The sequence below is a fragment of the Rathayibacter sp. VKM Ac-2754 genome (genome assembly GCF_009807095.1).
GTDB lineage: Bacteria > Actinomycetota > Actinomycetes > Actinomycetales > Microbacteriaceae > Rathayibacter.
The window spans coordinates 144,027-156,241 of record NZ_WUCC01000002.1; the positions used below are offsets into that span (position 1 = coordinate 144,027).

The following is a 12,215-nucleotide window of genomic DNA, read 5'->3' on the forward strand; positions in this document are numbered from 1 at the left end:
AGGGTGCCGGGATGCCGATCGTGCACATCGCGGACCTCGACCAGCCCCTCCTCGCCGACTACCACCGCCTCACCGACGTCGCCCTGCGCCGCGTGCTGGAGCCGGAGGGCGGGCTGTACATCGCCGAGTCGGCGAAGGTCATCGGGCGGGCGCTCGACGCGGGCCACCGGCCGCGCTCGGTGCTGGTGCAGGAGAAGCGGCTCCCCGATGCCGCCGAGGTCCTCGAGCGCTTCCCCGACGTGCCCGTCTTCGTGGGCCCGGACGCGGTGATCGAGGAGCTGACCGGGTTCCACCTGCACCGCGGCGCGCTCGCGTCGATGCACCGGCCGGTCCTCCCCGCGCTGAGCGAGCTGCTCGCCCGGGCGCGGCTCGTCGTGATCCTCGAGGACATCGTCGATCACACGAACGTCGGCGCGGTCTTCCGCGCGGCGGCGGGGATGGGCGCCGACGCCGTGCTGGTCACTCCGCGCTGCGCGGATCCGCTGTACCGGCGCAGCGTCCGGGTGAGCATGGGCACGGTGCTCCAGGTGCCGTGGACGAGGACGCCCGAGTGGGGGCCGACGAGGGCCGAGCTGATCGCCGCCGGCTTCTCGGTCGCCGCCCTGGCGCTGGCGCCGGGCGCGGTGCCGCTCGACGAGTACGCGGACGCGCGGCCCGAACGGGTCGCGCTGGTGCTGGGAACCGAGGGCGACGGTCTGTCCCGCGCGGCTCTGGACGCGGCGGACACCGTCGTGACGATCCCGATGCTGCACGGAGTCGACTCGCTCAACGTGGCGTCGGCGAGCGCAGTGGCGCTGTGGGCGCTCACCCGACCGCCGCGGATCTCTCCGGACTCCCGCTCTACGATGGCCGGGTGACCTCCCCGACGCGACCCGACGCCTCACCTCTCGACGTCTTCGCCGGTCTGGAGGGCGAGGCTCCCGCCGTTCGTCCCCGCCGCCGTCGTCGTCGACCCGCCGCCATCGCGGCGATCGTCGCCGGGGCGATCGTGCTCAGCGCGGGTGGCGCCTACGGAGCGAACGCGGCGAGCGCCGAGCTCCCCGCGGCGAGCGCCGCCGTCGTGGACGCGCCCGCCGTCTCGGTCGACGCCCCGGCGCTCGCCTGGCCGTCCTACGGCTCGGGCGCCGTCGCCGCGGTGGGGATGGACGGCACGGGCGAGGGCGGGGTGCTCGCGAGCTACGGATCGGCCGACACCGTGCCGATCGGCAGCATCGCCAAGGTCGTGACCGCCCTGGTGGTCCTCGCGGCGAAGCCGATCGCGGAGGGGACCGACGGAGACACGATCGCGTTCACGAGCACCGACGTCGGCTACTACGACGAGTCGGTCGCCGAGAACGGCTCGGTCGCGCCCGTGTCCGCCGGACTCGAGCTGACGGAGCGCGAGGCGCTGACGGTGCTGATGCTCCCGTCCGCCAACAACTACGCGAAGTCGCTCGCGATCTGGGCGTACGGCTCGGAGGACGCCTACCTCGCCGCCGCGCGGACCTGGCTCGACGGGCAGGGGCTCACCCGGACCGCGGTGACCGACACGAGCGGGCTCTCACCCGACACGGTGAGCACCACCTCCGAGATGGTGCGACTCGGCGAGCTGCTGGTGGCCGATCCGGTGCTCGCGCCGATCGTCGCCCTGCCGTCGGCCGTGATCCCGGGAGTCGGCACCGTCGAGAACACGAACACGCTGCTCGGGCGCTCGGGCGTCGACGGCATCAAGACGGGGACGACCGACGAGGCGGGCGCGTGCCTCCTCTTCGCGCTGGACACGACGGTCGAGGGTCAGCCGATGACGCTGGTGGGCGTCGTGGTCGGCGCGCGGACGCATCCGCAGCTCGCCGCCGACATCGAGTCCCTCATCCCGAGCGTGGAGGCGGGGTTCCACTCGGTCGCCCTCACCACCGCGGGGCAGGACTTCGGCTCGTACACGAGCGCGTGGGGGGAGTCGGCGGTCGCCGAGACCGCTGAAGCGCAGTCCGTGCTCGTCTGGGGCGCGGTCTCGACGTCGACGACCGTGGCGCTCGACACGGTCGAGACCGTGGCGGCTGGCGAGCGGATCGGCACGGCGACGGTCGACGTCAACGGCACCCCCTACGAGCTGCCGCTCGTCGCCGACGGCGGGATCGAGGACCCCGGCTTCGGCTGGCGCCTCTCGCACCCGGCCGAGCTGTTCGGCTAGCGCCTCTCGCACCCGGCCGAGCTGTTCGGCTAGCGCCCGGTGGGAGCCTTTTCGACGACGATGCGGATGCCCGCCGTCGCGATGTCCTCGGCGACCTGCTCGGGGGTCGCGTTGCCCTCGACCGCGGTGCCCGGGATGCTCGCCCGCAGGTAGGGCTCGGCCGACGGGCGCTTCGCGGTGATGAAGTCGCCCGACGACTGGTGCCGCACGCGGCGGACGACCCAGGGCACCAGGTACTCGCGCGCCCACTGCAGGTCCTCGGTGCGTGCGGCGCGCCAGGTGACGTCGTGCAGCGGCTCCGGTGCGAAGGGCTGCAGCGAGTTCTCGACGCCGAGCGCGTCGAGGACCATCCGGGCGACCTCGTGGTGGCCGTGCGGATTGAGGTGCAGGCGGTCGGGCGCCCACATCCGCGCGTCCTGGATCTCCTCGAGCGACCACTGGTCGGCCACGATGCAGCCGTAGCGCTTCGCGAGGGCGCGGAGGTTCTCGTTGTAGATCGCGACCTTGCCGCGGATCCGGCTGAAGACCGGGGAGAAGCCCACGTCGACGCCCGTGAACAGGACCACGGTCGCGCCGCCCGACCGCAGTCGGGCGAGGCCCGCCTCGAACCGCGCGGCGATGTCGTCGGGGTCGGTGCGGGGGCGGATCACGTCGTTGCCGCCGGCGGAGATGGTGATCAGATCGGGCTTCAGCGCCAGGGCGGGCTCGATCTGCTCGTCCACGATCTGCTGGAGCAGACGGCCGCGCACCGCGAGGTTCGCGTAGGTGAAGTCGTCGTTGGTGCTGCCGAGAACCTCGGCCACGCGGTCGGCCCAGCCGCGGTGCCCACCGGGGCTCGCGGGCGCCGGATCGCCGATGCCCTCCGTGAACGAGTCGCCGAGAGCGACGTAGCGGGACCAGGAGTGAGGCTGTTCGACCATCCCTCCATTCTGCTCCGGACGGAGCCCGCGAGGATCCGCCGTGCGATCGATCACGACACGCCGATGCACCCGCGGGGGAGCGCGGAGGCCGTGCCCGTGTCGGTGCCGTCGCGTAGCCTTGGCCCACGTGAACAGTCCCTCGAGCTTCGGTCATCCGGTCGGCACCTCCGCGGCCGAGCACCTGTCGCCGTCGTTCCCCGGGCGTGCTCCGTGGGGCACCGCGAACAAGCTCCGCGCCTGGCAGGCCGAGGCGCTCGAGTCCTACTTCGAGCACGAGCCGCGCGACTTCCTCGCCGCCGCGACACCGGGCGCGGGCAAGACGACCTTCGCCCTCCGCCTCGCCGCCGAGCTGCTTCACAACCGCACCGTCGACCGCATCACCGTCGTCGCGCCCACCGAGCACCTCAAGCGCCAGTGGGCCGAGGCGGCCCATCGCGTCGGCATCCGGCTCGACCCCACCTTCACCAACCGGATGGGCCGACACGCCCGGCACTACCACGGCGTCGCCGTGACGTACGCGCAGGTGGCCGTCCGCGCCGAGCTCCACCGCGAGCTGACGCTCTCGGGGCGCACGCTCGTCATCCTGGACGAGGTGCACCACGCGGGCGACGCGATGAGCTGGGGCGACGCGGTCCGCGAGGCCTTCGAGCCGGCGGTGCGCCGTCTCTCGCTGACGGGGACGCCGTTCCGCTCGGACACGGCGCCGATCCCCTTCGTCAGCTACCTGGCCGACGAGGAGGGGATCCGGACCTCCCTGACCGACTACAACTACGGCTACGGCCGCGCTCTCGCCGACGGCGTCGTGCGCCCGGTGCTCTTCATGGTCTACGCGGGCCAGATGCGCTGGAAGTCGAAGGCCGGCGACGAGATGGAGGCGCGGCTCGGCGAGGGCAACACGAAGGACATCACCTCCCAGGCCTGGCGGACGGCCCTCGACCCCAAGGGCGACTGGATCCCCTCGGTCCTGCGTGCCGCGAACACCCGCCTCACCGAGGTGCGCCGCGCCGTTCCCGATGCCGGCGGGCTCGTCATCGCGACCGACCACTACACGGCCCGCGCCTACGCCGCGATGCTCCGCGAGATCAGCGGCGAGCCCGTCACGGTCGTGCTGTCGGACGAGAAGGAGGCGAGCGACCGGATCGAGGGATTCGCCCAGGACACCTCGCGCTGGATGGTCGCCGTCCGCATGGTGTCGGAGGGAGTGGACGTGCCGCGCCTCGCCGTGGGCGTCTACGCCACCTCCGCCTCCACTCCGCTCTTCTTCGCGCAGGCGATCGGCCGCTTCGTACGAGCGCGGCGCCGCGGGGAGACCGCCTCGGTGTTCCTCCCCAACGTGCCAGGGCTGCTCGCGCTGGCGGGCTCGATGGAGCTGCAGCGCGACCACGCGCTCGACCGTCGTACGTCGGACGACGAGGAGTACCCCGAGGCCGACATGATGGCCGACGCCGAGCGCAGCGAGAAGGCGTCGTCGGAGCTGCTCGAGGAAGGGCGCTTCGAGTCGCTCGGTTCCGCCGCGACCTTCGACCGCGTCGTCTACGAGGGCGCGGAGTTCGGGATGGAGGTCGAGGTCGAGAGCGAGGAGGAGCTCGACTTCATCGGTCTCCCCGGGCTGCTCGAACCCGACCAGGTGCGGGAGCTGCTGCAGCACCGGCAGCAGCGGCAGGCGAAGCGCGCGGGCGGCCGCGCGGCGGCGCAGGCGGCTCCGGAGGCGAAGCAGGCCGAGATCCCGGCACCGCTGTACCGCACGCTCAAGGAGCAGCGCAGCCTGCTCAACTCCCTCGTGGGCCTCTGGGCCCGCAACACCGGCGAGACCCACGGCACGGTCCACTCCGAGCTCCGTCGTCTCTGCGGCGGGCCGGCGGTCGCCCAGGCGAGCGTGACCCAGCTCCAGGCGCGGATCGACCTCCTCCGCCGGCGGCTCGGCTCGCACTGAGCGGGCGGCACTACCGGATCGCCTCGACGTGGCGCCAGCCCTCCCGGCGAGCGGGGGCCGGCCGTACTGTTCGAGCGTGACACCCCCCGCCTGCTCGAGCGCACACACGGCTCGGCTCCACCGGGGCGTCGGAGCGTGAGCGCGTCCACCCCGCAGACCGGGGAGGCGCCTCTCGCTAAGCTGGGCAGTCGGTCCGTCGCGCGAGTGGTGGACCCCCACCCCCGACGTCGGGCATCCGCAGACCGCACGACGGCCTCTCCCGGATCGCCCGAGACCAGAACTCAGAGGAGTCTCGTGGAGACCTGGCCCGGAACCGCCTACCCCTTGGGCGCCACCTTCGACGGAAGCGGTACGAACTTCGCCCTGTTCAGCGAGATCGCCGAACGTGTGGAGCTGTGCCTGTTCGACGAGGACGGCACCGAGACGCGCGTCGACGTGCTCGAGTCGGACGCGTACGTCTGGCACTGCTACCTGCCGCAGGTCCAGCCCGGCCAGAAGTACGGCTACCGCGTCCACGGACCGTACGACCCGGCCGAGGGCAAGCGCTGCAACCCCAACAAGCTGCTGCTCGACCCGTACGCGAAGGCCGTCGCCGGCGAGATCGACTGGGACCAGTCGCTGTTCTCGTACACGTTCGGCGACCCGGACTCGACCAACGACGAGGACTCGGCGGCCCACATGATGATGGGCGTCGTCATCAACCCGTTCTTCGACTGGGCCGGTGACCGACGCCCGCTCACCTCCTACGACAGCACCGTGATCTACGAGGCGCACGTCAAGGGACTCACCAAGACGCACCCCGACATCCCGGAGGAGCTCCGCGGCACGTACGCCGGAGTCGCCCACCCGGCGGTCATCGCGCACCTCAAGCACCTCGGCATCACGGCGATCGAGCTGATGCCGGTGCATCAGTTCGTGAACGACTCGACGCTGATCGACAAGGGCCTCTCGAACTACTGGGGCTACAACACCATCGGCTTCTTCGCGCCGCAGAACACCTACTCCTCGACCGGCGACAGCGGCCAGCAGGTGCAGGAGTTCAAGAGCATGGTGCGGGCGCTGCACGCGGCCGGCATCGAGGTCATCCTCGACGTGGTCTACAACCACACGGCCGAGGGCAACCACCTCGGGCCGACGCTGTCGTTCCGCGGGATCGACAACGACGCGTACTACCGCCTCGTCGACGACGACAAGCGCTACTACATGGACTACACCGGCACCGGCAACACGCTGAACGTGCGGCACCCGCACTCGCTGCAGCTGATCATGGACTCGCTGCGCTACTGGGTGACCGAGATGCGCGTCGACGGCTTCCGGTTCGATCTCGCCTCGGCTCTGGCCCGCGAGTTCTACGACGTCGACCGCCTCTCGACCTTCTTCGAGCTCGTGCAGCAGGACCCGGTGGTCTCGCAGGTCAAGCTGATCGCCGAGCCGTGGGACGTCGGCCCCGGCGGCTACCAGGTCGGCAACTTCCCGCCGCAGTGGACGGAGTGGAACGGCAAGTACCGCGACACCGTCCGCGACTTCTGGCGCGGCGAGCCCTCGACTCTCGGTGAGTTCGCCTCGCGGCTGACGGGATCGGCCGACCTCTACGCCCGCTCCGGCCGTCGCCCGGTCGCGTCGATCAACTTCGTCACCGCGCACGACGGCTTCACCCTCCGCGACCTGGTCTCCTACAACGAGAAGCACAACGACGCGAACGGTGAGAACGGCAACGACGGGGAGTCGCACAACCGCTCCTGGAACCACGGCGCCGAGGGCCCGACGGACGACCCGACGGTGCTCGGCCTGCGCGCGCGCCAGCAGCGCAACTTCCTCGCGACGATGCTGATCTCGCAGGGAGTCCCGATGATCCTGCACGGCGACGAGCTCGGCCGCACGCAGAACGGCAACAACAACACCTACGCGCAGGACAGCGAGCTGACCTGGATCGACTGGACGACCGCGGACCGGCCCCTGGTCGAGTTCACGGCCGCGCTGATCCGCCTCCGCGCCGAGCACCCGACGTTCCGCCGCGGGCGGTTCTTCGACGGCCGCCCCGTGCTGCGCGGCACCGGGGAGCCCCTGCCCGACATCGTCTGGTTCAAGGCCGACGGCACCGAGATGACGCCGTCCGACTGGGATTCGGGTCTGGACCGCTCGGTCGGCATCTACCTGAACGGCAACGGGATCCGCGAGCGCGACGAGCGCGGCCAGCCGGTGATGGACGACAGCTTCCTGCTCTACTTCAACGCGGACGACGTCGACGTCGAGTTCACGATCCCGAGCGACGAGTACGCGCTCGCGTGGGCCGTCCTCGTCGACACCGCGGGAGCCGAGGCCGACTCGATCCCGCGCCCGGCCGGCGCGATCCTGACGGTGCAGGCGAAGTCGCTCGTGATCCTGCAGGAGCACAGCGCACCCGAGCCCGAGGTCGACCACTCCGTGGCAGCCTCCCTCGCCTCGCAGGCCGCCACCTCGGCGATCCCGATCATCACCAGCCACATGAGCCCCCACGCGGAGTCGACCGACGCCGCGACCGCCCCTTCGACAGGAGCCTGACGTGCGACTGCCCGCTTCGACCTACCGACTGCAGATCCGCTCCGGCTTCGATCTCGACGAGGCGGCGCAGATCGCCGACTACGTGCGTGCCCTCGGCGCGGACTGGCTCTACTTCTCGCCCCTCCTCACGGCGGAGCCCGGCTCCGACCACGGGTACGACGTCGTCGACCACGACTCCGTCGACCCCGCCCGCGGCGGTGCGGAGGGTCTCGCGCACGCCTCGGCGGCCGCCCGCAAGGAGGGGCTCGGCGTTCTGATCGACATCGTGCCCAACCACATGGGCGTCGCGACTCCGATCGAGAACGCGTGGTGGTGGGACCTGCTGAAGAACGGGACGTCGTCGCGCTACGCGAACGCGTTCGACATCGACTGGGAAGCGGGCGCCGGTCGCCTGCGCGTCCCGATCCTCGGCGACGGGGCTTCGGAGGGCGACAGTGACAGCGAGCTGGATGCGCTCGAGGTGGTCGGAGACGAGCTGCACTACTACGAGAACCGTCTGCCGATCGCTCCGGGGACGGTCGAGCCCGGCGACTCCGGCCGCACGGTGCACGCGCGGCAGAGCTACGAGCTGGTCAACTGGCGGCGCGCGGACGCCGAGCTCAACTACCGCCGCTTCTTCGCGGTGAACACCCTCGCGGCGATCGCGGTGGAGCGCCCCGAGGTGTTCGACGCGTCGCACCGCGAGATCATCCGGTGGTTCACCGAGGGGCTCGCCGACGGCCTCCGCGTCGACCACCCCGACGGTCTCGCCGACCCGGGGGGATACCTCGACGACCTGGCGCGCGCCATCGACGGCGCGCCGGTGTGGGTCGAGAAGATCCTCGAGGGCGACGAGCAGCTGCCCGCGCACTGGGCGACCGTGGGCACCACGGGCTACGACGCCCTGGCCGACGTGGACCGCATCCTGGTGGACCCCGACGCGCGTCCCGTCCTCGAGGGACTCGACGCCGAGCTCGCCGGCGGCGGTGCGCCCCTCGTGTGGGCCGACCTGATCCACGACACGAAGCGCGGCATCGCCGACGGGATCCTGCGCTCCGAGGTCCTCCGACTCGCCCGCCTGATCCCCGAGGTCGACGGGGCCGACGACGCCCTGGCGGAGCTCCTGGCGACCTTCCCGGTCTACCGCAGCTACCTCCCCGCCGGGGCCGAGCACCTCGAGCACGCCCGCCGCGACGCCGTCCACCGCCGCCCCGAGATCGCGCCGGTCATCGATCGGGTCGCCGAGCTGCTCGGCGAGACCGGCAGCCCGGTCTCGATGCGGTTCCAGCAGACCTCGGGCATGGTCATGGCCAAGGGCGTCGAGGACACGGCGTTCTACCGCTACAGCCGGCTCACGTCGCTGAACGAGGTCGGCGCCGATCCGGACGAGTTCTCCATCGAGCTCGACGAGTTCCACCGCCGGCAGTCGGTGCGTCAGGCGTCGTTCCCCGCCTCGCTCACCACGCTGTCGACGCACGACACCAAGCGCGGCGAGGACACCCGGGCGCGCATCACCGCGCTGGCCGAGGACCCGGAGGCGTGGGCGAGCACGCTGCGCGAGCTGCACCAGCTGGTGGGCTTCGGCGACGGGCCGATCGAGCACCTGCTCTGGGAGGCCGTCGTCGGCACCTGGCCCGCGACCCGCGAGCGCCTGCACGCCTACGCCGAGAAGGCGTCGCGCGAGGCCGACAGCTCGACGCACTGGACCGCTCCGGACGAGGCCTTCGAGAAGCGGATGCACGCCGCTGTCGACGCCGCGTTCGACGAGCCCGCCGTGCGCCGACTCGTCGAGGAGACCGTCACGCGGGTGAAGGCCGCCGGGTGGTCGAACGGCCTCGCGGCGAAGCTCGTGCAGCTGACGGCTCCGGGAATCCCGGACGTCTACCAGGGCAGCGAGCTCTGGGAGACGTCGCTCGTCGATCCCGACAACCGGCGTCCGGTCGACTTCGGCGAGCGGCGCGCGCTGCTCGAGCGGATCGACGGGGGCTGGCTGCCGCCGATCGACGAGCAGGGTGGGGCCAAGCTGCTCGTCACCTCGCGCGCTCTGCGCCTGCGTCGCGACCGGCCGGAGCTCTTCACCCGCTACGTCCCGGTCTCGGTCGTCGGGCCGGCCGCGGACCACGCCATCGCCTTCGACCGCGGCGGCGCGCTGACCCTCGCGACGCGGCTCCCCGCGGGCCTCGTCTCGGCCGGTGGCTGGGGGGAGACCCTGGTCGTCCTGCCCGGACACCCCGTCGAGGACGTGCTCACCGGACGCACCTTCGCCGGGGGGCCGACGGCGGTGGCCGAGATCCTGGGTGATCTCCCGGTCGCCCTCCTCGCTCCCGTCGCCTGACCGCTTCCCCTTCCCCGTTCCTTCCGATCGACTCTGGAGATCTCCGTGAACAGCACGACCCACTACCGCCACGCCCTGCCGACGACGGGTCCCGAGCGGTTCGACGTCTGGGCGCCCGACGCCTCCTCCATCGAGCTCGTCCTCGGCGGAGGCAGCGCCGTGCCGATGGCCTCGAGCGGGGAGGACGGCTGGTGGCGCGTGACGGATCGGGTCGCGACCACGGGCGAGGTCGACTACGGCTACCGCATCGACGGGTCCGGTCCCTTCCCGGACCCGCGGTCGAGGCGACAGCCGAGCGGTGTCCACGAGCTGTCGCGGACGTTCGACCCGGCGGCGCACGAGTGGGCCGATCAGGCGTGGACCGGGCGCCAGCTCGCCGGTGCGGTCATCTACGAGCTGCACGTCGGGACGTTCACTCCCGAGGGCACGCTCGAGGCGGCGGCCGGCAAGCTCGAGCACCTGCGCTCGATCGGTGTCGACTTCGTCGAGATCCTTCCCGTGAACGCGGTGAACGGGACGCACAACTGGGGTTACGACGGAGTGCTCTGGTACGCCGTCCACGAGCCGTACGGCGGACCGGAGGCGTACCAGCGCTTCGTCGACGCCGCTCACCGCGCCGGGATCGGCGTCGTCCAGGACGTGGTGTACAACCACCTCGGCCCGAGCGGCAACTACCTCCCCGAGTTCGGCCCCTACCTCAAGAGCGAGAAGGCCAACACCTGGGGCAGCTCCGTCAACCTCGACGGCCCCGGAGCCGACGTGGTGCGCGGCTACATCATCGACAACGCGCTGATGTGGCTCCGCGACTACCACGTCGACGCGCTGCGCCTGGACGCGGTGCACGCCCTCTCCGACGAGAGCGCGGTGCACGTGCTCGAGGAGATGGCGGCAGAGGTCGCCGTGCTGTCGGCGCACGTCGGTCGGCCGCTGACGCTGATCGCGGAGTCGGATCTGAACGACCCGAAGCTGATCACTCCGCGCGAGGCGGGGGGCTACGGCCTCGACGCCCAGTGGAGCGACGACTTCCACCACGCCGTCCACGTCGCGCTCACGGGTGAGACGACCGGCTACTACGAGGACTTCGCTCCGCTCGGCGCTCTGGGGAAGGTGCTCACGCGCGGCTTCTTCCACGACGGGACCCTCTCGACCTTCCGCGGCCGTCACCACGGTCGCCCTGTCGATGTCGAGCACATGCCGACCTGGCGACTCGTCGTCTGCAGCCAGAACCACGACCAGATCGGCAACCGTGCGATCGGAGACCGGCTCACCGCGACCCTCGACGAGGGCCGGCTCGCCATCGCCGCCGCGCTGACCCTGCTCGGCCCCTTCACCCCGATGCTCTTCATGGGCGAGGAGTGGGCGGCGTCGACGCCGTGGCAGTTCTTCACCTCGCACCCCGAGAAGGATCTGGGCGAGGCGACGGCGAAGGGTCGCATCGAGGAGTTCGCCCGGATGGGCTGGGACCCCGCCGTCGTCCCCGACCCGCAGGACCCCGAGACCTTCACGCGCTCGCGCCTCGACTGGTCGGAGGCCGAGGAGGGGCGTCACGCTCGCATCCTCGGCGTGTACCGCGAGCTCGCCGCCCTGCGCCGCCGCTTCCCCGAGTTGACAGACCCGCGCTTCGGCTCGGTCGAGGTCGCGCTCGACGAGCAGGCGCGCTGGCTGACCCTCGGACGCGGTCGCGTGACGATCGCGATCAACGTCGGCGACGCCGCAGCCCGCGTCCCGCTGCCCGAGGTGGCGGAGTCGCTGCTCGGCGTGGGCGAGTACGCGGTGCAGCCCGGCGACACCGAGGTCGACCTCGGCGCCTCGTCGCTGCTGATCACCCTCGCCCGTCCCGTCTGAGTCGCCGTCCCGCGGGGACGTCGCCGATCGCCACCGCCCTCACCGCACCGCCCCCGCGTACTCTCCTGTCGCGATGATGCGCACGCCGTCGTCGTGAACGAGCAGGAGGGCTCGCAGGGGGATCGCCCTGCGGTGGCAGGCGGCGGCGAGGTGCCGGGCGAGGACGCGGTCGGACTCGCCGAGGAAGGCCCGGCCGGGGCGCTCGAGCGCGAAGGCGAGCGCTCCGACGTCCTGATGGGCGACGGCCTTGGCGAGCGTCGCGACGATGCGCTCCGTCTTCTCCTCGTCGGGGTGCACGGGCAGGCCGTCGACCGGGTAGAGGATCGGCAGCTGGTAGCCGTCGCGGTCGAGGAAGAGCGGCCAGAGAGCCCTGCGGTAGGCGGGCCCGATCAGCGAGGAGACGCGGTCGCGCAGCTCGCGGTCCTCCACGAGGGGTGCGTCGATCGTCGTGGTGGGGACGTGGTCGGTGTGCGTCATGGTGTCGCTTCCTCG

At 71.8% G+C, this 12,215-nt stretch carries 8 protein-coding genes; 6 read left to right on the forward strand and 2 right to left on the reverse strand.

Annotated features, from left to right (window positions below; translation table 11 throughout):
- The first annotated feature begins 11 nt into the window (after window positions 1-11).
- Both GRS92_RS04010 and GRS92_RS04015 read left to right on the forward strand, forming a co-directional pair.
- Complete coding sequence (locus GRS92_RS04010) at window positions 12-857, forward strand: TrmH family RNA methyltransferase (RefSeq protein WP_159853553.1); 846 nt, start codon at window positions 12-14, stop codon at window positions 855-857.
- Window positions 854-2,170: a D-alanyl-D-alanine carboxypeptidase family protein gene (locus GRS92_RS04015; RefSeq protein ID WP_159853554.1), complete on the forward strand. Its 1,317-nt coding sequence runs from the start codon at window positions 854-856 to the stop codon at window positions 2,168-2,170. The genes GRS92_RS04010 and GRS92_RS04015 overlap by 4 nt, the downstream gene beginning before the upstream one ends.
- Before the next feature lie 29 nt (window positions 2,171-2,199).
- Here GRS92_RS04015 and GRS92_RS04020 read toward each other — a convergent pair whose 3' ends face one another.
- Window positions 2,200-3,090 carry an SGNH/GDSL hydrolase family protein gene (locus GRS92_RS04020; RefSeq protein WP_159853555.1) on the reverse strand — a complete coding sequence of 297 codons (891 nt, stop codon included), beginning with the start codon at window positions 3,088-3,090 and terminating at the stop codon, window positions 2,200-2,202.
- 127 nt (window positions 3,091-3,217) lie between these two features.
- On the opposite strand from GRS92_RS04020, the gene GRS92_RS04025 reads away from it, so the two are divergent.
- The 4 genes from GRS92_RS04025 to treZ all read left to right on the forward strand — a co-directional run bounded on the left by GRS92_RS04025 (window position 3,218) and on the right by treZ (window position 11,723).
- Window positions 3,218-5,023, forward strand: coding sequence for a DEAD/DEAH box helicase (locus tag GRS92_RS04025; RefSeq protein WP_159853556.1), 1,806 nt, complete (start codon window positions 3,218-3,220; stop codon window positions 5,021-5,023).
- Between the two features lie 294 nt (window positions 5,024-5,317).
- Window positions 5,318-7,564, forward strand: coding sequence for a glycogen debranching protein GlgX (glgX, locus tag GRS92_RS04030; protein ID WP_159853557.1), 2,247 nt, complete (start codon window positions 5,318-5,320; stop codon window positions 7,562-7,564).
- A 1-nt stretch (window position 7,565) separates the two neighbouring features.
- Entirely contained in the window at window positions 7,566-9,878 is a 2,313-nt protein-coding gene (treY, locus tag GRS92_RS04035; RefSeq protein WP_159853558.1) for a malto-oligosyltrehalose synthase, read from the forward strand.
- Window positions 9,879-9,923: 45 nt separating this feature from the next.
- The gene (gene treZ, locus GRS92_RS04040; protein ID WP_235021810.1) at window positions 9,924-11,723 is read left to right on the forward strand and encodes a malto-oligosyltrehalose trehalohydrolase; all 1,800 of its coding nucleotides are present in this window, start codon (window positions 9,924-9,926) and stop codon (window positions 11,721-11,723) included.
- Window positions 11,724-11,762: 39 nt separating this feature from the next.
- On the opposite strand, the gene GRS92_RS04045 is transcribed toward treZ, so the two are convergent.
- Window positions 11,763-12,200, reverse strand: coding sequence for a hypothetical protein (locus tag GRS92_RS04045; RefSeq protein ID WP_159853559.1), 438 nt, complete (start codon window positions 12,198-12,200; stop codon window positions 11,763-11,765).
- Window positions 12,201-12,215 lie beyond the last annotated feature (15 nt).